Annotated in this window: 18 protein-coding genes; 12 read left to right on the forward strand and 6 right to left on the reverse strand. The window is 66.9% G+C overall.

The window, feature by feature from the left end; genetic code table 11:
* Positions 1-64: 64 nt before the first annotated feature.
* Positions 65-877, forward strand: a complete 813-nt coding sequence (locus AC6JAC_RS10505) for a GNAT family N-acetyltransferase (protein WP_497964601.1) — start codon at positions 65-67, stop codon at positions 875-877.
* On the opposite strand, the gene AC6JAC_RS10510 is transcribed toward AC6JAC_RS10505, so the two are convergent.
* From AC6JAC_RS10510 to AC6JAC_RS10530, 5 genes are all read right to left on the reverse strand, one after another.
* The gene (locus AC6JAC_RS10510) at positions 874-2,286 is read right to left on the reverse strand and encodes an MFS transporter (protein WP_347899959.1); all 1,413 of its coding nucleotides are present in this window, start codon (positions 2,284-2,286) and stop codon (positions 874-876) included. The two genes, AC6JAC_RS10505 and AC6JAC_RS10510, sit on opposite strands and share 4 nt — an antisense overlap.
* Before the next feature lie 10 nt (positions 2,287-2,296).
* Positions 2,297-2,626, reverse strand: coding sequence for a Dabb family protein (locus tag AC6JAC_RS10515; protein WP_028269098.1), 330 nt, complete (start codon positions 2,624-2,626; stop codon positions 2,297-2,299).
* 1 nt (position 2,627) lies between these two features.
* The gene (gene chcC1 / locus AC6JAC_RS10520; protein WP_497964604.1) at positions 2,628-4,316 is read right to left on the reverse strand and encodes a 4-oxocyclohexanecarboxylate 2-dehydrogenase; all 1,689 of its coding nucleotides are present in this window, start codon (positions 4,314-4,316) and stop codon (positions 2,628-2,630) included.
* A 50-nt stretch (positions 4,317-4,366) separates the two neighbouring features.
* Positions 4,367-5,128, reverse strand: coding sequence for an SDR family NAD(P)-dependent oxidoreductase (locus AC6JAC_RS10525; RefSeq protein ID WP_497964606.1), 762 nt, complete (start codon positions 5,126-5,128; stop codon positions 4,367-4,369).
* 174 nt (positions 5,129-5,302) lie between these two features.
* Complete coding sequence (locus AC6JAC_RS10530) at positions 5,303-6,088, reverse strand: IclR family transcriptional regulator (protein WP_028269101.1); 786 nt, start codon at positions 6,086-6,088, stop codon at positions 5,303-5,305.
* Between the two features lie 132 nt (positions 6,089-6,220).
* On the opposite strand from AC6JAC_RS10530, the gene chcC2 reads away from it, so the two are divergent.
* The 5 genes from chcC2 (at position 6,221) to AC6JAC_RS10555 (ending at position 11,839) form a co-directional block, all read left to right on the forward strand.
* The gene (gene chcC2 / locus AC6JAC_RS10535; protein ID WP_043437331.1) at positions 6,221-7,981 is read left to right on the forward strand and encodes a 4-oxocyclohex-2-ene-1-carboxylate 5-dehydrogenase; all 1,761 of its coding nucleotides are present in this window, start codon (positions 6,221-6,223) and stop codon (positions 7,979-7,981) included.
* A gap of 20 nt (positions 7,982-8,001) precedes the next feature.
* Entirely contained in the window at positions 8,002-8,769 is a 768-nt protein-coding gene (locus AC6JAC_RS10540; protein ID WP_028269103.1) for an IclR family transcriptional regulator, read from the forward strand.
* Positions 8,770-8,875: 106 nt separating this feature from the next.
* Positions 8,876-10,162 (forward strand): cytochrome P450, encoded by a 1,287-nt coding sequence (locus AC6JAC_RS10545; protein WP_081818770.1) that lies wholly within the window; start codon positions 8,876-8,878, stop codon positions 10,160-10,162.
* A 40-nt stretch (positions 10,163-10,202) separates the two neighbouring features.
* The gene (locus tag AC6JAC_RS10550; RefSeq protein ID WP_051628657.1) at positions 10,203-11,504 is read left to right on the forward strand and encodes an NAD(P)/FAD-dependent oxidoreductase; all 1,302 of its coding nucleotides are present in this window, start codon (positions 10,203-10,205) and stop codon (positions 11,502-11,504) included.
* Positions 11,505-11,515: 11 nt separating this feature from the next.
* The gene (locus tag AC6JAC_RS10555) at positions 11,516-11,839 is read left to right on the forward strand and encodes a 2Fe-2S iron-sulfur cluster-binding protein (protein ID WP_028269104.1); all 324 of its coding nucleotides are present in this window, start codon (positions 11,516-11,518) and stop codon (positions 11,837-11,839) included.
* Positions 11,840-11,857: 18 nt separating this feature from the next.
* Here AC6JAC_RS10555 and AC6JAC_RS10560 read toward each other — a convergent pair whose 3' ends face one another.
* Complete coding sequence (locus tag AC6JAC_RS10560; protein WP_028269105.1) at positions 11,858-12,505, reverse strand: acVLRF1 family peptidyl-tRNA hydrolase; 648 nt, start codon at positions 12,503-12,505, stop codon at positions 11,858-11,860.
* A 52-nt stretch (positions 12,506-12,557) separates the two neighbouring features.
* Here AC6JAC_RS10560 and AC6JAC_RS10565 point away from each other — a divergent pair, with 52 nt between their 5' ends.
* The 6 genes from AC6JAC_RS10565 to alaS all read left to right on the forward strand — a co-directional run bounded on the left by AC6JAC_RS10565 (position 12,558) and on the right by alaS (position 19,004).
* On the forward strand, positions 12,558-13,979 hold the full coding sequence (locus AC6JAC_RS10565) for a replication-associated recombination protein A (RefSeq protein WP_028269106.1): 1,422 nt from the start codon (positions 12,558-12,560) through the stop codon (positions 13,977-13,979).
* 243 nt (positions 13,980-14,222) lie between these two features.
* Positions 14,223-14,621 carry a cupin domain-containing protein gene (locus AC6JAC_RS10570; protein ID WP_028269107.1) on the forward strand — a complete coding sequence of 133 codons (399 nt, stop codon included), beginning with the start codon at positions 14,223-14,225 and terminating at the stop codon, positions 14,619-14,621.
* Positions 14,622-14,818: 197 nt separating this feature from the next.
* Positions 14,819-15,445 carry a 30S ribosomal protein S4 gene (rpsD, locus tag AC6JAC_RS10575; protein WP_011692125.1) on the forward strand — a complete coding sequence of 209 codons (627 nt, stop codon included), beginning with the start codon at positions 14,819-14,821 and terminating at the stop codon, positions 15,443-15,445.
* Positions 15,446-15,590: 145 nt separating this feature from the next.
* The gene (locus tag AC6JAC_RS10580; RefSeq protein WP_028269108.1) at positions 15,591-15,965 is read left to right on the forward strand and encodes a DUF948 domain-containing protein; all 375 of its coding nucleotides are present in this window, start codon (positions 15,591-15,593) and stop codon (positions 15,963-15,965) included.
* Positions 15,966-15,982: 17 nt separating this feature from the next.
* Positions 15,983-16,213: a DUF6167 family protein gene (locus AC6JAC_RS10585; protein WP_028269109.1), complete on the forward strand. Its 231-nt coding sequence runs from the start codon at positions 15,983-15,985 to the stop codon at positions 16,211-16,213.
* A gap of 112 nt (positions 16,214-16,325) precedes the next feature.
* Positions 16,326-19,004 (forward strand): alanine--tRNA ligase, encoded by a 2,679-nt coding sequence (gene alaS, locus AC6JAC_RS10590; protein WP_028269110.1) that lies wholly within the window; start codon positions 16,326-16,328, stop codon positions 19,002-19,004.

Below are 19,004 nucleotides of genomic sequence, written 5' to 3' on the forward strand. Positions count from 1 at the left end.
GCAAAGGCTCTCCGGGAAACCGGGGAGCCTTTGCTGTCCCGCCAGCAAGTGAATGAGGAGTCCGATGGAACGGCAGACGATGCCTGCCCTGGAGGAATTGATGGATGCGGCCTGGCCCGCTCCCGACCGGGAGGAATCCGGCGGCTGGGTGCTTCGCGCTGCGGGCGGCGTGACCCAGCGGGCCAACTCGGTCTGGCCGCGGTCCGAGCCGGCGGGAAGCCTGCACCACCGGATGGTGATGCTGCGGGATGCGCGGGCCTGGTACCGCAGCCGCCGTCTTCCCGTCATCTTCCAGGTCTTCGACGACTCCCGCAGTGCCGCCCTGAACGCTGTCCTCGACGAGGAAGGCTTCACGAGGCAGTCCGAGACCTTGATCCTGGTGCGCGACGCCGGCGCGGCTACCGCAGCCCCAGTGGCGGCACCAGACGCAGGCGTCGAGATTTCAGGCGTCGAGATGTCAACGGAACCGTCTGAGGAATGGCTGCGGCTCTGGTGGAGCGTGGACGGCCGCGGTGGCGAGGAGTCCCTCGCCACCGCCCGCACCATTCTGGAGGGCTGCCGGTCGGCCTACGCTTTGGTGAGGGACGACGACGGCGTGCCGGCCGCCGTCGGACGCCTTGCCGTTCCTTCGGTCGGCGGGGAGGGTGGCCTGTACTGCATGGCCACGCGTCCGGATGCCCGCCGGAGGGGTTTCGGCTCCCGGGTCCTCGCGTCCCTGCTGCGTGAGGGTGACGCCCGGGGCGTCAGCAGCTACTGGCTGCTGGTGACCGCGGCCAACGCCGGTGCCCGGGAGCTGTATGCCCGTTCGGGCTTCACGGAAGCCGGCCGCTATTACTACCGGCAGGAGCGGCCGAAGCGGCACCTGACCGGCTGCTAGGAACCCCCGGCCGCCGTGCGGCGGGCGGTACCGGCCAGGTAGGGAGCACCCAGTTCCTCGATCGGCGTCTTGAACGTCTCGCGGGAGTAGTACACCGAGGCGGCTGCGACGAGCATGCAGGCTGTGCCGAACACCGCCACGGGAACCCAGCCGGTGGCGCCCGGGGTCAGGAGCATGCCGGCGATCATGGGCGCGAAGCCGGCCAGGACGAGTCCCAGCTGGTTTCCCATCGCCATGCCGGTGTAGCGCACCGGGGCGGCGAACTGTTCGGCGAAGAACGAAGGCCAGATGCCGTTGAAGCCCGAATACAGCACGGTCATGTTCAGGAAGGCCGCCAGGAAGACCAGGACGATGTTCCCGGAGGACAGTGCCAGGAAATACAGGAAGATCGTGGCTGAGCACCCGAAGGCGGCAGTGAGCAGCAGCGGCCGGCGGCCGATCCGGTCCGACAGCCTGGCCGCCAGCGGCATGGCGAACATGGACAGGCCGATGGCGACGGCGTTGACGGTCAGGATGGAGCCCCGGTCAAAACCTGCCGTGGAGGTGGCGTATGCCAGGCCGAAGACCGTGAAGATGGTCTGCATGACGGACATGATCGACATTCCCACAACACGCAGCACGTCCGCGCCTTGGAACCTGAGTACTTCCTTGACGGGCATCGGGGCGACCTGGCGGCTCTCCTGGGCTTCCTCGAAAACCGGTGTTTCGTCCAGGTGGGTCCGGACCCAGTAGGCGATGGCCAGCACCACGATGGAGAGCCAGAAGGGGATGCGCCAGCCCCAGCTCAGCATCGCATCCTGGGGGAGCGCGGTGACCGGAATGAAGACCAGGGTGGCCAGCACCATGCCGGAGGCATAGCCGGTCATCACGAAGCTGGTGAAGAAGCCGCGCCGTCCTTCGGGCGAGTGTTCGAGCGTGAGCGTGGAGGCGCCGGCCGATTCCGCGCCGGCCGAGAAGCCCTGTGCCAGCCGGCCGGCCACGAGGAGGATCGGGGCCCAGACGCCCACCTGTTCGTAGGTGGGCAGGAAGCCGATGCCGAGCGAGGCCAGGCCCATGATGCCGAGAGTAAGCAGCAGGATCTTCTTCCGGCCCAGCTTGTCACCGAAATGGCCCATGACCAGGCCGCCCACCGGCCGGGCCACGTAGGCCACGCCGAAGGTGGCGAAGGCGCCGATCAGCCCGATGGCGGGGTCCGCCGAGGGGAAGAACAGGTGCGGGAACACGAGTGCTGCCGCGGTCCCGTAGATGAAGAAGTCGTAGTACTCCAGGGTGCTGCCGAGGAATGATGCCAGGGCTGCCTTGGCTGGCGTTTTCCGTGGGGCAGTACGGGGGATAGTGCCTGCGGTCTCGTGCCGGGTCTGGCCCGGTGTTGTCCGGGCTGCGCCCGGTGTTGCGGGTGAGGTGTGCATGGGGATCTCCTTAAGACGTCGGTGTCTTAGTGGCAGCCGGTGTGGAATCCCCGAGGTGGAAGTCCACCGACAGGATCTGCTGGCTGTTGGGGAATGAGTAGGCCTTCAGTGGCTCGTGCAGCGGATGGGTGTTGTACACCGCGATGTCCTCGACGGTTTCGAAATCGGCCACAATGGCGTAGTCGAAGGAGCGCTCCGTGTTGAGCACGTCCGGGCCGTGGGTCAGGCTGAGCATGCCGGGGATGTTCCCGGCCATCCGGCCGAGCCCGGCGATCCAGGCCTGCTTGTCGGCGGGCGGGAAGTCCGGTTTGAACTTGAAGAGTACGGTGTGGCGGATCATCTCAGGCTCCCACCAGGTCCATGGCTTGCCCGGCCTGTTCGGCGGCCTGTTCAGCAGGGCGGTACTCCGGGGATTGGCCGGCGATGGTGCGCCCTGCGAGGTACCCCATGGTCATGATTGGTCCAAGGGTGGCGCCGGCGCCCGGGTAGCCCGCGGCGTAGGCGTTTTCGGTGGTGTTGCCTGCGGCGAACAGGCCCTCGATGGGGTGGTTGTCGACGTCGAGCACGCGGGCCAGGCCGTCGGTTGCCACGCCGCCGTTGGTGCCGAAGGCGCCGTTGACCACTTCCATGGCGTAGAAGGGCCCGGTCTGCAGCGGTCCGAGGGACGGGTTCGGGTACAGGTTGTCCTCGTCGCCCCAGTACTTGTCGTACGCGCTTTCGCCGCGGCCGAAGTCCGGGTCTTCGCCCTTGACGGCATACTCGTTGAACCGGGCCACTGTGGCGCTGAGGTTTTCTGCCGGTACGTGGATCTTCTCCGCCAGTTCGTCCAGCGTTGCGGCTTCGGTCAGGTAGGCGGGGGCGGGCTGGCCGGCGCGGTGGGCCAGGATGCCGTAGCGCTCCATGTAGGCGTGGTCCACGATCACGTGGGCCGGAGTGTTGAGGGTCCGGTTCGCGGCGGAGTCCCAGGACTGCAGGCTCCGGGCGAGGTCGTTGTAGTTCTGCGACTCGTTGGCGAAGCGGCGGCCGTGGCGGTTCACCATGATCGACCCCGGGCCCTGGCGTTCGAAGCGCAGCAGGGTGCCGATCGGCTGCCCGTCGCGGGTGTCGCCGGTGACCGACATGGGTGCCCACCAGGCTTCCCTGGTGCCGCGGGTCTGGCCGCCGATCCGCTGGGCCATCCGCAGGCCGTCGCCGGTGTTCGAAGGCGGCGAGCACATCGTGTAGAGCCGCGAGGCGAGCATCGAGTCGGCCAGTGCCTTGTCCCATTCGAAGCCGCCGGTGGCCAGCACCACGCCGTCGTTCGCGTGGAACAGCTCACCGGATTCAAGCTCGACGCCGGTCACCCGGCCGCCGGCGGTGAGCAGGCGGTGCCCCCGGGCACCAGTGACGAGCGCTGCCCCGTCGCGGACCAGGCTGGCGAGCAGCATGGACACGAGAGCCTGGCCTTTGGCGACCAGCCCGTTTTCCTGGCGCTGGCTGAGGGCGTCCCAGGGGAACTTGGTGAAGGCGCCCCAATTCTCGTATTCCTGCATGGTGAACGGGGCCCGGCCGTCGCTGCGGATATGTTCCTTGAGGGCGCCCAGGGCCTCCCGGCTGTTGAACAACTCCGGTTCCACCGTGCGGCCCCCTTCCACTGCGCCGGGGAGGTCCTGGCGGTAGTCGGGGAAGTTGTTGAGAAATATGAAGCGGAGCCCGCACTCGTCTTCGACGAAGCGGAGCATCCGGTCGCCGTAAGTGAGTGCTGCATCCAGCAACTCGTCGCGGCCGCGTCCCCGGGCCACGGCGCGAACGTACTCTGCGGCCGCTTCCTTGGAGTCGGCAATACCGGCCTCGCGGGCGTGGTGGTTGTCCGCCACCCAGAGCATGCCGCCGGAGACGGCCGACGTCCCGCCCAGCAGGGCGCTCTTTTCCAGGACGACGACCGATTTGCCGGCCCGGGCAGCGGTGGCCGCGGCGGTGAGGGCGCCGGCACCGGAACCGACGACGACGACGTCGTACTTATCCGCTGCGGTTCCATTAACGAATTTCATGGGTGTTGCCTTTCAAGAAAAGAAGATGAGGGTGCTGCAACCGGTGTGCCTCAGACGGCGGTGTAGCCGCCGTCGATCACGAGCTCGGAACCTGTGGTGAAGCGGGATTCGTCGGAGGCCAGGTACAGCACGCCATAGGCGATTTCGTCCGGCTTGCCCTGCCGGGGAAGGGGGTTCGAGCCCACGAGCTGCTTGTAGTAGGCCTCGGGGCCGATCTCCGACTGCTCGGCGGAGCGGCGGCTCATCCGGGTGTCCATGGAGCCCGGGTGGATGGAGTTCACCCGGATGCCGTGAACCCCGTAGGCCGCGGCATCGGACTTGCTCAGGAGCCGAACGGCGCCCTTGGTGGCGTGGTACAGAGGCACGTTCCGCCCGCCCGTGATGCCGTGGATGGAGGAGAAATTGATGATGCTACCGGCGCCCTTGTCGATCATGCCGGGGACCACGTGCTTGGTCATCAGCCAGACACCCTTGACGTTGACGTTGAAGATCGTGTCGAAGTCGGTCACCGAGGCGGTGTGGGAGGCTCCGGCGGGGCCGATGATTCCGGCGGCGTTGACCAGGATGTCCGGTGTGCCCAGTTCGTCGCGGACCCGGCGGATGGCAGCGGCGACGCTGTCCTCGCTGGTGACATCGACGTCGAACTCGCTGATATTCGCATGGGCCGCGCCGGCCGGGATGCCGGCAACGTCGAGGCTGGCGACGACGGCGCCGTGCGTAGCCAGCAGGGCGGCTGTGGCGCTGCCCAGGTCGCCGCGGCCGCCGGTAACGATGGCAGTCTTGCCGGCCACGCGGTTCGCTGTGGTGTTCATGTGGTGTGCTCCTCGTAACTCCTGCAGCCTCATTGCTGCGTCCTAGCCAGAGTTGCAGGGGAGGTGTGACTGGAACCACAGGATTACCGATGAACGGCAAAAGCGCCGTTGAGTGGCTCTGTTAAGTTGCCCTGTTGAGTTGCCCTGCTCAATGGCTCTCCTAACTGGCCCTGCTCAATGGCTCTGGCGAAGAGTGCCTTTAAGCTCGCCGCGCCAACCGAGGGCCCTGGAGATGCCCCGGGCAGCGGCCATGAGGACGGGGACCCTGGCGGGCGTGTTCTCCTCGTTGCGCGGGACCACCACGCTGAGCGCGGCGCGGACGCTGTTGTCCGGTCCGAAGACGGGGACGGCGATCCCGCTGGATTCGGGCACGATCACGCCCGGCATGGCGGCAAAGCCGCGCTGCCTGATCTCGGCCAGGTGGCGGCGCAGCAGGGAAGGTTCGGTGAGGGTGGTCTCGGTGAACTTCGTCAGGGGCCGGGCCAGGAAACTGTCCTGGTAGGCGGCCGGAGCGTGCGCCAGCAGGACCAGGCCGGAGGACGTGGCGTGCAGCGGCAGCCTGCCGGCAATTTTGGTGATGTCCACGATGGTCTTGTCGGAGCCCAGCCGCTCGATGTACAGCACCTCGTCCGAATCCAGGATGCCGAGGGTGGTGGAGTGCTGCACCACGGCCTGCACGTCCTCCATGAACGGCAGCGCAGCCTCCCGCAGTCCAAGCATTTTGGACCCGCGGGAGACGAGCTCCCACATCCTGGTTCCGATGTGGACGTCTCCGCCGGGTTCGCGTTCGAGGAGCCGTTCCGCGAGGAGGTCGTTGACCAGCCGGTAGGTGGTGGTGACGGGCAGTCCGGTGCGGCGGCCCAGTTCTGCGACGGTCATGGACGTGTGGCGGTCGTCGAACGCACTCACGATTTTCACGAAGCGGCCGATAATCGACTCGCCGGACGCGGAATTGGCCACTGTTCCTCCTCAGGATTCCCGCTCAATGGTAATCCTCCTGCCAACAGCCGGAACCGCCGGGTCTACTGGGGCTTTAGCCTTCCACCCGGCTGCCGCAAGGATGCGGACGGCCGACTGAATGGAGCAGGATTTATGAGCACCGCAAGCACCATGAACAAGACACCGGCCGCGGGCACCACCGTCTGTGACGTCCTCGTCATCGGCTCCGGCGTGGCCGGGATGGCCGCCGCATTGAAGGCCGCGTCGCAGGGCCTGACGGTAATTGTTGCGGAAAAGGAGCAGTACTTTGGCGGAACCACGGCCATTTCCGCCGGCTGGGCGTGGGTCCCCGGCAATAAGCAGGGCGTGGCGCAGGGTGATACCCGGGAGGACGCCGAAACGTACCTGAGGAACCTGGCCCCGGAGACGTTCAACGAGGCGGGCGTCCGGGATTTCCTGGATACGGTGCCCGAGGCGATCGCTTTCTTCGAGGACGAAACCGAGGTGAAGTTCACCTACCCGGAAAAGTCGCCGGACTACCAGATGGACCTGCCCGGGGCGAAACTCTCGGGCCGCGCGATCCTGCCGCAGGATGTTGACGCACGTGTGCTGGGCGACAAGCGGCTCCTGATGCAGCCGTACATGAGCTCCTACACGGTGTTCGGCTACATGCCGCAGGTGGGCCCCGACATCAACGAGTTCTTCCACGTGAACCAGTCGGTGAAATCGTTCGTTTATGTGGCGAAGAAGCTGCTGCGCACGTGGGCCGACGCCGCCCGCTACAAGCGTCCCGTCCTGCGTTCGAACGGCAACGCGCTGATGACCCGCATGGTCATGAGCGCCGACCAACTGGGCGTGCGGCTGTGGAAGTCTTCGCCCGCCCTGTCACTGACCCGTGACGATGCCGGGACCGTCACCGGAGCGGTGCTCGGGGGAGAGCATGCCGGCCTGGTGACGGCACGGCTCGGTGTGATCCTCGCCGCCGGCGGCTTCTCGGGCAACAAGGAACTGCGTCAGCAGTACTTCCCGCACGACGCCGACGGCGATGACCACTTCACCCCGACACTGGGCCACGGCGGGGACGCCGCCACCCTGGCGATCAGTGCCGGCGGACAGATTGATGACTCCGTGTCCAGTGTGGGCTCCTGGGCCCCGGTAACGGTGTTCAAGTACCTCAGCGGCAAGGAGCGGCTCTTCCCGCACCTCCGGGCCATCGGCCTGCCGGGCCTGATCGCCGTCGACCGTCACGGCAAGCGCTTCGGCAACGAGGCGCTGAGCTACCACGACTTCGGCGGCGCGATGATCGGGCACAACAAGGACGAGGACAAGACGTTTGGCTACGTGATCGGCGACGCGAAGACGATGCACAAATACGGCATCGGCTACGCCAAGCCCTGGCCGATGCCCCGCGGCTATTTCTACCGGACCGGATACCTGGTCAAGGGGAACACGCTGGCGGAGCTGGCCGGAAAGCTCGGCATCGACGCCGGAGGCCTTGCGGCCACCGTGGCTGAATTCAACCCGGCGGCCGTGCGCGGTGAGGATCCGGCGTTCGGCCGGGGTTCCACCCTGTACAACCACTTCCGCGGCGACCTTGAACACCAGCCGAATCCGAACCTGGCCCCGGTCGGCAAGGGCCCGTATTTCGCCGCAAAGATCCAGATGGGTGACCTCGGTACTTTCGCGGGCGTCGGCGTCAACGAGCATTCGGAAGTCGTCACCGCCGACGGGGCGGCAGTCCCCGGCCTCCTTGCCGTCGGCGCGGCCGCTGTCAGCGTCTTTGGCGGCGGCTACCCGGGATACGGCTCGCATATCGGGCCGGCCCTCGTGTTCGGCTACCGGGCGGGCCGTGACATCGCCAGGCTTGCGGCCGGCCGGGACGCGGACCGCGCCGCCAGCGTCGCAGCAGTCTAGGGCAGCGGCCGGAGGCGTCCATGGCTAACTCACCGTCGGGTGAATCCGTCATCAGCCGCGTCGTGCGGCTCATGAGTGCGTTCGACCGGGACCTGCCCACCATGACGCTCTCCGGCCTCGCCCGCCGCGCGGGCCTGCCCCTGACCACAGCCCACCGGCTCGTGGACGACCTCGTCCTGCACGGCCTCATTGAGCGGTTGCCGGACGGGAACCTGCGCTCCGGGATGCGGATGTGGGAGCTGGCAGCGCGGGGGTCGCGTGCGCTGAACCTCCGCGAGCTGGCACTGCCGTTCATGGACGATGTCCAGGCGGCCGTGCATCAGCACACCACCCTTGCCGTCCTGGACCACGGGACGGTGCTCTACGTGGAGCGCCTGTCCTCGCCGGAATCCAGCCTGGACGCGGCCCACATTGCCCAGCGGATGCCGGTTCACGCAGCCTCGTCCGGGCTGGTGCTGCTGGCCTACTCTCCGCCTGCATTCCAAGACGAGGTCCTCGCGCGCCCGCTGCCGGCGGTGACCGCCGAGACCATCACCGACCCGGCCCTCATCCGGAAGCATCTGGCCGAAATCAGGCAGCGCGGCTATGTGGCACTGCCGGGAATTGGCGTCACGGAGTGGACCGGCATCGCCGTGCCCGTCTTCGGCCCGGACAACGGCATCGCCGCGGCGCTGAATGCCATTGTTCCGCGGCAGGAAGCGGCCGTTCCCCTGACGGTTCCTGCGCTGCTGACTGCCGCGCACGGGATTTCGCGGGCGTTGAAGGCCTCCCGGGCGCCCCGGCGCTAGCCTTTCACAACCGATGAACGGAAGTCCTATGGGGCAGGCGTGGGCCAGGTCGGCATTGTTGCCTGAGACGTAAATCACGTCTGAAAACTCCGAAAGAAGGACAACGATGTCTTCCGCCACGACAGAGATTTCAGCAGCACCTGCTCCGGTGGCCCCGTTCGTCGGGGCCCCGGACCTGCCCCCGTATTCGCATGAACTGGGCTGGCCGGAGGGCATGGCCCCGTTCAAGGTGGTCGACGACGGTACGCAGGGGGACCCCTATGCCCACTATGAATGGATGCGGGAGCACGCCCCCGTGCTCCGTGCCCATTCCCCCGTATCGGACGTGTGGTTCATTTCCCGCTACGACGACGTACGCAAGGCGATGCGCGCCCCCAAGGTCTTCTCCTCCCAGGTGGTGGACCCGGTTCCGCTGACCTTCCTGACCCTCTTCGACGCCCCCAACCACACCAGGCTGCGGCAGGTGGTGGCGCAGGCCTTCATCCCGAAGGCCATAGCCCGCTTCGAGGAACGGGTTCGCGAAAACGCCGAAAAGTACCTGGCCCCGATGCTCGCCGCCGGCGGCGGGGACGCCGTGGACGACTATGCGATCCCGCTCAGCATGTCCACCATCAGCGCCCTGCTCGACGTTCCGGCCGAGGACTTCGAGAAGATGAAGTTCTGGTCCGATGAGACCTTCAGCTATTTCGGCCGGCTGGCCCGCAACGCCCAGGGCACCGGAACCGACGAACAGAGCACCTTTGAGTTCTTCGCCTATCTGAAGGACACCATGGAGCGCCTGCACAGGGAGGAGAGCGACTCCGTCGGCGGCCACATTGCCCGGATGTGGAAGGACGGCCTGCTCAGCGAAAAGGAAGCCAAGGAACTCTGTGCCTTTGTCTTCGTCGCCGGACACGACACCACCACCATCCTGCTGGCCAACGCGTTCCGCGTCTTTAGCGAGCAGCCCGGACTGCTGGAGCGGATCCGCCGGAACCCGGACGACGCGAGCCTCTTTGTCGAAGAACTTGCCCGCTACCGCGGCACGGTGCAGCGGGCCAGCCGGATCACTACGGAGGAGGTGGAGGTTGCCGGGGTGACGATTCCGGCCGGTGCCATCGTCCGGCTGCTGCCCGCCGCAGCGAACCGGGACAGCAACAAATACCCCGACGGCGAACGCTTCGATATCGACCGGAACACCGACGGCCATCTGGGCTTCGGCCACGGCGTCCACAGCTGCCTCGGCGCGCCCCTTGCTCGGCTTGAGGTCCTGGTGACCGTAAAGCTCCTCGCCGAAAAGCTGGGATCCCTCAACCTGGACCCCGACAAACCGATCGAATACGTGCGCGGCAATAACCTGACAAACTCGGGCCCCGAACACCTCCATGTGCTGGTGGAGAAGACCAATGCATGATCCGGAAGCGAACACGCGCAAACCAATGAACCGGGAAGCAATGAAACATGAACTGATGGCCGGGCCCGCTGCGCCCGTGGTAATCGTAGGCGCCGGACACTCCGGTGTCGCAGTGGCCGCTGGGCTCCGGGCCCGCGGCTGGGAAGGCGGCATCCTGCTGCTCGAAGCAGAGAAGGGGACGCCCTACGAACGCCCGCCGCTGTCCAAGGAACTCCTGAAGGACGGTGCACCGGACGAGTCCGCTGTCCTGCGCAAGGAGAAGTTCTACCAGGACAAGCGCATCGACCGTGTTGCGGGCATCGCCGTCGACTCTGTGGACAGGGCGGGGCGGACGGTCCTGCTGTCCGACGGCAGCCGCCGCGACTACCACCGGCTCGTCATCGCCACAGGTTCGCGGGCGAGGGCCCTGACCGTGCCGGGCGCTGCCCTTCCCGGGGTGCAGGCGCTGAGAACACGGGACGACGCCCTCGAGCTCAAGCGGCTCCTGGTGGCCGGCGCCCGGGTTGCCATCATCGGTGCCGGGTACATCGGCTTGGAAGTGGCTGCTGCGGCCGCCGCGAAGGGCTGCGAGGTGACGGTACTGGAGTTCCAGGACCGCGTGATGAGCCGGGTCACGTCAGCGCCGGTATCGCACCACTTCGAACAGCTCCACCAGCGGCACGGCGTCCGGTTTGTCTTTAGTGCGGCGGTGACTGACATTGAAGGGGACCACCGCGCCGAGCGGGTGGTCACGGCCGACGGCCACGTTTTCCAGGCCGACGTCGTACTGGCCGGAATCGGCGTTGTCCCCAACCAGGAACTGGCCGCGGAAGCCGGTCTGGAGTGCCGTGACGGCATCCTCGTGGACGGCCACGGCGTGACGTCTGATCCAGCCATTTACGCCACCGGTGACGTCACGCGGTTCACCAGCCCGATCGACGGCGCCAGCCAGCGCCTGGAATGCATCCAGAACGCGCAGGCGCAGGCAGACAGGGTTGCCGCCCACATCACCGGACAGCCGGCAGCAGTTCCGGAGATCCCCTGGTTCTGGACCGTCCAGCATGGCGTCAGGCTCCAGACCGCCGGAGTGCGCCGCCCGGACGACGATGTGATCGTGCGCGGCAACCCCGCCGGCGGCAGTTTCTCGGTGGTATATCTCCGGGACGGCCGCGTCGCCGCGGTGGACACTATCGGCGGCCTGGCCGACTTCCGGCCGGCCCGGAAACTGATCGCCCGGGGAGACCGGATGGACCCGGCGCTGGCCGCGGATCCCCGGGTTCCCCTCACCGAGGCCACGCTCACCGGCGCGGTACTCAACGCGCCCGCCCCCATCCACGCTGATCCTGCAACAGCCCGAAGCTAAAGGAACCACCCATGAGCAACAACAAACTCACCGTCATCGACCGCGAAGGCTCCACGCACCGCCTGGAATGGGAACCGGACCAGACACTGATGGAAGCCCTCCGTGACAACGACCTGCCCGTCCTGGCGTCCTGTGGCGGCACAGCGTCTTGCGCCACCTGCCACGTGTTCCTCGAGCGGGAGGCCTTCGACACGCTGGGTGAGCGCAGCGAGGATGAACTGGAGCTGCTCGTGGAGGCCGAGGGCTACCAGGCGTGCGGCTCCAGGCTCTCCTGCCAGCTCGACTTCAGTCGGGAACTCAACGGAATAACCGTCACCCTGGCACCCGAGGACTAGGCGGGGCAGCCGCGGGGGCTAGGCCGGCGGGTCGGTCACCACAATCCGGACCGAACAGGCGTCTGCCGCGGCCCGCTTCAGCACGGGGGCACGCGGATCAGGTACGTCCAGGAACGGCAGCCGGGTCAGCGCCGCGTAGCGTTTCAACGCCGGTTCGCCGAGTACCTGTTCCGCCAGGGCCCGGTCGCCGCCCGGCACCAGATATTCGATCCGGTGCTCGCTGAAGATCCGGCCGGCGTGCTCTGCGACTGCCTCCACCAGCGCATCCGCCTGGTTGGCCCGCCGCCGGGCGAAGCGCTGCTGGGACCAGCCGCCGGCAGCGGTCCTGGACGGGATGTGGCGGGTGCCGGTCTTCGCGGCCAGGGCGGCACCGTCACGGACCACGGCCACGGAGTATCCGCCACGGCGGACCAGCACCAGCCCGAGCGTCCGGGACTGGGCGGCCAGCGATGCCATGCGAGGCACGGCATCGCGGCCGCTGCCGGGCCGTCCGTCCGCAGGCCACGGCGGCTGCAGCAGCGCCACGGCACCGTCCGCCGCGGACAGTTGCAGGCCGCCGTCGACCTCTTCCGCGGCGACGCTGCCGTGGCTGGCAGCGAAACGCTCCACCCAGCCGGGCAGGCGCTCACCGGAGACGAACGCCACACGGGAGTCTGGGGTGGGCATTGCGCGGGTCTCCGTTGTTAGTGGGGTGATGAACTAGAAGTAGCCTATCTATGTGGATGATCTCTTTGGCCAAGGGCCGGACAACGACGACGACGGAACGGCGGCGCCGTCCGGGTCGGCAGTTTCCGGGCCGGCCGCCGGGCGGACGCAGCCCCGGAGCCCGCTGGCCGTGCGGATGCGGCCGAGGACCCTTGACGACGTCGTGGGCCAGCAGCACCTGCTGGGGCAGGGATCGCCGCTGCGCCAGCTGGCCGCCGGCGCAGGAGCCGATTCCTCCGGACCCGCCGGACCGACATCTCTCATCCTGTGGGGACCCCCGGGAACAGGAAAGACCACTCTCGCCCATGTGATCGCCAAGGGTCCGGGCCGGAAGTTCGTCGAACTTTCCGCAATCACCGCGGGCGTCAAGGACGTACGCCGCGTGATGGACGAGGCGCTCACGGCCCGGGACCTTTACAAGACCACCACCGTGCTTTTCCTCGACGAGATCCACCGCTTCAACAAAGCCCAGCAGGACGCGCTGCTGCCTGGCGTAGAAAACCGCTGGGTGGTGCTCGTGGCTGCAACCACCGAGAATCCGTCCTTCTCGGTGGTCTCCCCGTTGCTGTCCCGTTCGCTGCTGCTCACGCTCCGCCCCCTGACGGATGCCGACGTCGAGGGGCTGGTCCAGCGCGCCGTGGCTGATCCCCGCGGGCTGAACAGCGCGGTCAAGCTCAGCGAAGAGGCACTGGCCCACCTGGTCAGGTTGTCCGGCGGGGACGCGCGCCGCGCGCTGACAGCGCTGGAGGCGGCTGCCGGTGTGGCGTTCGGTGACGCAGACGACGCCGACGAGGGCCCGGTGGCCGTGGAACTGCGGCACACCGAACGCGCCCTTGATGTTGCCGCCGTCAGGTACGACCGCGCGGGTGACCAGCACTACGACGTCGCGAGCGCCTTCATCAAATCCATTCGCGGCTCTGACGTGGATGCCGCACTGCACTACCTGGCACGCATGCTGGAAGCGGGGGAGGACGCGAGATTCATCGCCCGGCGGATCGTGATCTCGGCCGCGGAGGATGTCGGCATGGCGGATCCCACCGCGCTGCAGACCGCCGTTGCCGCGGCGCAGGCCGTGCAGCTGATCGGCATGCCCGAGGGGCGGATTGTGCTTGCCGAGGCGGTCGTCCACCTGGCAACGGCCCCGAAGTCCAACGCCGCGTACATGGGCATCAACAAAGCCACCGCCGACGTCCGGGCGGGCCTGGGCAACGGCATCCCGGCGCACCTGCGGGACGCGCACTATCCGGGATCCAAACAACTCGGGCACGGCCAGGGCTACAAATACGCGCACGACGCCCCGCACGGCGTGGCCACACAGCAGTATCCGCCGGACGACCTCGTAGGCCGGGACTACTACCAGCCCACCGCGAATGGCGCCGAACGCGATATTTCCACCCGGCTGGAGCGGCTCCGGAAGATCATCCGCGGCGGCTGAGGGATGGCGCCGGGACCCGGACTGCCGCGGCGGACAGCCGCCGGCGTCCGCCCCGTTGACTTCCGGCGGGGGAGGGCTAACGTTGAATTACGCCAGCACAGATCTGTTGGACGTGCGTGCCTTGAGGGGGACATCGCACAAATGCCGGTTACTCGCATCCTCAGGCCCCAGGTCGGCGGCCGGCACAGAATTTGCTTGGCACAACCTTTATGCGTCTCCGTCCCAGTCTTCAGGTAGTGTCCCATGTCCGTAAATTTCGTCACAGCAGTATCCGTTAAGTCCTTCGATCTCCCGGACAAGAAACGGTGCCCGGACAAGGCGGAATTCGACCTTGTCACCGTCAACGACTACTCAGTGGCCCGGCTGATCCTCAACCCCGGCTGGCGGTGGTCCGAAAGCATCAAACCGTTCGAGAAAACCGACTTCTGCCAGCACAACCACCTCGGATTCTGCGTGTCCGGTGTGATGGAGGTGGAAACCTCCGACGGTGTCCGTTCGACGATCCATGCCAACGACACCTACACGCTGCCTCCCGGCCACGATGAGTGGGTGGTGGGCGACAAGCCGTTCATCGCCGTCGAGTTCCTGGGCGCCGCTTCCTTCGGCCGGCAGGCAAGCCGCGGAGTTCACGCACGGACCTGACAGGAACCGCGGGGGAGCCCGGGTGTGCATCGTGGTAGGATTGTTCGTTGTCTGGCAAGGCACGGACGCGCAATCCCACCAAAATTTCTTTTGATGAGGTTACGCCTGTGCCCAGTAGCAAAAGGCAGCGGTTGGCCGATGCTCTCCATCGTGGAGGCCAGTAACACTGACACACCGCAGATATTGGAAGGACACAAGTGGCTAACAACACTCGTGCTCGCCGTACCGCACGCCTCTCGCGTGCACTCGGCATTGCTCTGACCCCCAAGGCCGCCAAGTACATGGAGCGCCGCCCGTACGGCCCCGGTGAGCATGGCCGTGCCCGCAAGAAGCAGGACTCCGACTACGCCGTACGTCTGCGCGAAAAGCAGCGTCTGCGCGCCCAGTACGGCATCCGCGAAGCCCAGATGACCCGTGCCTTCGAAGAAGCACGCCGCACCAAGGGCCTGACCGGTGAAAACCTGATCGAACTGCTCGAAATGCGTCTCGACGCCCTCGTGCTGCGTGCCGGCTTCGCCCGCACCATCGCCCAGGCCCGCCAGCTGGTTGTGCACCGCCACATCCTGGTTGACGGCATCCGCGTTGACCGCCCGTCCTTCCGCGTCGGCGAGGGCCAGCTGGTCCACGTTCACAGCCGCAGCGAAACCATGCCTCCGTTCCAGGTTGCAGCAGCCGGCGCGCACCGCGACGTCCTGCCCCAGGTTCCGGCTTACCTGGACGTCAAGCTCGACGCCCTGCAGGCACGCCTGGTTCGTCGCCCGAAGCGCTCCGAGGTTCCCGTAACCTGCGAAGAGCAGCTCGTCGTCGAATTCTACGCACGCTAAATACCAGCAGCGTATACAAAGAAGCCCGTGGCAAGCGCCGCGGGCTTCTTTGTATGTAAGGTACTGGGGGGAGTTCCGCAAGGGCGGCCATCAGGCTGCTGCGGGACCCGCAGCAGCCCACGGAAACACAAGGAGATGAACGTCTATGTCTGGTGGCGATATTGCCGGCCTGATCGCGGCAGGGGTGTTTGCGCTCCTCGTGCTGATACTCGCCGTGCCCATCCTGAAGCTCGGACGGGTTTTCGACGAAGTCCGGACGTCCATCCGTGCAATCAGCGACGGCGCCACCCCGCTCATGGACGAAGTCACGGCCACGGTTTCCACCACCAACCAGCAGCTCAAGAAGGTTGACGGCATCTCGTCCAACGTCTCGGACGCGTCGGCCAATATTTCCGCGTTGTCGTCCCTGGTGGCGGCCACTGTCGGATCGCCGCTGATCAAGGTGGCAGCGTTCAGCTACGGAGTCCGCTCCGCCCTCTCCGCCCGCAAGAAACCCGCCACCGGCCGCCGCAGCCGCTAATTCCGACGGAGCACTCAATGAAAAGAATCCTCTGGATGGGAATCGGCGTCGCCATTGGCGTGATCGCCTTCCGCAAGATCACCGAGGCGCAGACCACCCTGGGGCCCGAAGGCCTCAACCGGGCCGTGGGCCGGCTGGCCGACGGCATCTACGATTTCGCCGACGCCGTCCGTGAAGGCATGCAGGAACGGGAAACCGACCTGAGGGCAGCCCTGGGCATCGAATCCCAGGACATGGTGCGGCGCTAGCCGCCGCTGCGGGAGAATTAAACGGGCAGTATCCGTTGTTCCGGTACTGGCCATCAGAATCAAACTGTCGCGCGGCAGAACGCGTGAACCAAGAAGGGTAAGTAACCAGGTTATGAAGTCGCAGGAGATCACCAAGCGCTGGATCGACTTTTTTGTCAGCAAAGGCCACACGGCGGTGCCTTCGGCGTCCCTGGTTTCCAGCGACCCCTCCCTGCTGTTCACGGTGGCCGGCATGGTCCCGTTCATTCCGTACCTGACGGCCCGCGAAGAGGCGCCTTACAACCGCGCCACCAGCGTGCAAAAGTGCATCCGCACCGGCGACATCGAGGAAGTCGGCAAGACGGCACGCCACGGCACGTTCTTCCAGATGTGCGGAAACTTCTCCTTCGGCGACTACTTCAAGGAAGACGCCATCAAGTTCGCCTGGGAACTGCTCACCACGAGCGTTGCCGACGGCGGCTACGGCCTGCCGCCGGAGAAGCTGTGGGTCACCGTCTACGAAGAGGATGACGAAGCCGAGCAGCTGTGGCTCAAGAACACCGGCATGCCGGCCGAGCGGATCCAGCGGATGGGCAAAGCGGACAACTACTGGTCCACCGGCCAGCCCGGCCCGGCCGGCCCCTGCTCCGAGATCTACTACGACCGCGGCCCGTCCTATGGCGTCGAGGGCGGCCCCATCGCCGACGAAAACCGCTACGTGGAAATCTGGAACCTGGTGTTCATGCAATACCAGATCGACAACGTCCGCTCGAAGGTGGACTTCGACATCACCGGCGAACTGCCCAAGAAGAACATCGACACCGGCCTCGGCATGGAGCGCCTCGCGATGATCCTGCAGGATGTCGAGAACATGTACGAGACCGACCAGGTCCGTCCCGTGATCGACCGGGCCGCGGCGCTCTCCGGCCGGGAGTACACCTCGGCGGAGTCGGCAGACGACCCGCACCACACCGACGACGTCCGGATGCGTGTTGTTGCCGACCACATCCGCTCCTCGCTCATGCTGATCGCTGACGGCGTGACGCCCTCCAACGAGGGCCGCGGCTACGTGCTGCGCCGCCTCATCCGCCGTGCCGTGCGCTCCATGCGCCTCCTCGGCGTCGAAAAGGCCTGCCTGCCCGAACTGCTGCCGGCCTCGCGGGACGCCATGAAGGGCGTCTACCCCGTAGTGGAGACGGACTTCGAGCGCATCAGCCGCATCGCCTACGCCGAAGAGAAGGCGTTCCTGCGCACCATCGCCTCCGGCACCGCGCGCCTCGAGGACGCCGTCAAGGATTCCAAGGAAGCCGGCCGGCCGCTGTCCGGCGCCGATGCCTTTGCCCTGCACGACACCTACGGCTTCCCCATCGACCTGACCCTGGAAATGGCGGAAGAAGCCGGCCTCAAGGTTGACGAGCCCGAGTTCCGCAAGCTGATGCTCGAGCAGCGCCAGCGCGCCCAGGCCGACGCCAAGGGCAAGAAGGGGTCCCACGCCGACCTCAGCGCCTTCCAGGAGCTGCTGGCCGAGGGTGAGACGGTCTTTACCGGCTACACGGAACTGGCCGGCGAATCGAAGGTCCGCGGCATCCTGTCCGGCGGCCGCAAGGTTTCCCAGGCCTCCACGGGCGACGAGATCGAGCTCGTCCTCGCGGAGACCCCGTTCTATGCCGAGGCCGGCGGCCAGGCCGCCGACACCGGACTGATCACGGGCGACGGATTCGTCGTCGAGGTCCTGGACGTCCAGCGTCCAGTCAAGGGCCTGAGCGTGCACAAGGCGATTGTCCGCGAGGGCGAAATCGGTGCGGACTCGCTCGTGCAGGCCGCAGTGGACCGGGAACGCCGCCACTCCGCGGAGCAGGCCCACACCGGAACGCACATCGTGCACGCCGCCCTGCACCAGATCCTCGGCCCGGAGGCCCTGCAGCGCGGTTCCTACAACAAGGCCGGCTACCTCCGCTTCGACTTCGCCTGGGGCGAGGGGCTCAGCGCCGCCACGCGCTCCGAGATCGAGGAAGTTTCCAACCTCGCCATCCGTAACAACTTCACCGTTGAGACCAAGGTCATGCAACTGGCAGAGGCCAAGGCCCTCGGCGCCATGGCGCTCTTCGGCGAGAACTACGGCAATGAAGTCCGCGTGGTGGAGATCGACGGCGCCTGGTCCCGTGAGCTTTGCGGCGGCACCCACGTGGCCAACACCTCGCTCATCGGCAGCCTGTCCCTGCTGGGCGATCAGTCGGTAGGGTCCGGAAACCGCCGCGTGGAGGCTTTCGTGGGAATGGAGGCGTTCCGGCACCTTGCCGCTGAGCGCGCCCTCGTCACGGAGCTCACCGAAATGCTGAAGGTACCCTCCGGCCTGCTGGCGGACCGCATCGCCACCACGCTGACCAAGCTCAAGACGGTTGAGAAGGAACTGGAGCGCCTGCGCAAGGAGCAGCTGACCGCTGCCGCGGCGCAGCTGGTCGGTACGGCCAAGGACGCTTCCGGAGTAAAGGTCATCGCGCACGACGCCGGACAGGTCAGCGGCGCTGACGACCTCCGCGGACTGGCCCTTGACCTGCGCAGCCGGCTGGGGTCCGAGGCAGCCGCCGTTGCAGTGGCCGGCGTGAGCAACGACCGTCCCGTCATCCTGGTCGCCACCAACGAGGAAGCCCGCGCAGCGGGTGTCAAGGCAGGGGCCCTTGTCCGGCTCGCGGCCGGGATCCTCGGCGGCGGCGGCGGAGGCAAGGACGACGTCGCCCAGGGCGGCGGCACCGACGCTTCGAAGGTGCCGGCGGCTCTTGCCGCCGTCGTGGACGCCATCACGAGGCGATAA

The organism is Arthrobacter sp. KUASC02 (assembly GCF_059739395.1).

Bases quoted from the DNA above. Each gene is read 5' to 3' on its own strand.
- AC6JAC_RS10510 (WP_347899959.1), bottom strand. From the start codon at position 2,286: ATGCACACCTCACCCGCAACACCGGGCGCAGCCCGGACAACACCGGGC.
- chcC1 (WP_497964604.1), bottom strand. From the start codon at position 4,316: ATGAAATTCGTTAATGGAACCGCAGCGGATAAGTACGACGTCGTCGTC.
- AC6JAC_RS10560 (WP_028269105.1), bottom strand. From the start codon at position 12,505: ATGCCCACCCCAGACTCCCGTGTGGCGTTCGTCTCCGGTGAGCGCCTG.
- AC6JAC_RS10540 (WP_028269103.1), top strand. From the start codon at position 8,002: ATGGCTAACTCACCGTCGGGTGAATCCGTCATCAGCCGCGTCGTGCGG.
- AC6JAC_RS10585 (WP_028269109.1), top strand. From the start codon at position 15,983: ATGAAAAGAATCCTCTGGATGGGAATCGGCGTCGCCATTGGCGTGATC.
- AC6JAC_RS10580 (WP_028269108.1), top strand. From the start codon at position 15,591: ATGTCTGGTGGCGATATTGCCGGCCTGATCGCGGCAGGGGTGTTTGCG.
- AC6JAC_RS10545 (WP_081818770.1), top strand. From the start codon at position 8,876: ATGTCTTCCGCCACGACAGAGATTTCAGCAGCACCTGCTCCGGTGGCC.
- AC6JAC_RS10550 (WP_051628657.1), top strand. From the start codon at position 10,203: ATGAAACATGAACTGATGGCCGGGCCCGCTGCGCCCGTGGTAATCGTA.
- AC6JAC_RS10570 (WP_028269107.1), top strand. From the start codon at position 14,223: ATGTCCGTAAATTTCGTCACAGCAGTATCCGTTAAGTCCTTCGATCTC.
- AC6JAC_RS10525 (WP_497964606.1), bottom strand. From the start codon at position 5,128: ATGAACACCACAGCGAACCGCGTGGCCGGCAAGACTGCCATCGTTACC.
- chcC2 (WP_043437331.1), top strand. From the start codon at position 6,221: ATGAGCACCGCAAGCACCATGAACAAGACACCGGCCGCGGGCACCACC.
- AC6JAC_RS10515 (WP_028269098.1), bottom strand. From the start codon at position 2,626: ATGATCCGCCACACCGTACTCTTCAAGTTCAAACCGGACTTCCCGCCC.
- AC6JAC_RS10505 (WP_497964601.1), top strand. From the start codon at position 65: ATGGAACGGCAGACGATGCCTGCCCTGGAGGAATTGATGGATGCGGCC.
- AC6JAC_RS10555 (WP_028269104.1), top strand. From the start codon at position 11,516: ATGAGCAACAACAAACTCACCGTCATCGACCGCGAAGGCTCCACGCAC.
- alaS (WP_028269110.1), top strand. From the start codon at position 16,326: ATGAAGTCGCAGGAGATCACCAAGCGCTGGATCGACTTTTTTGTCAGC.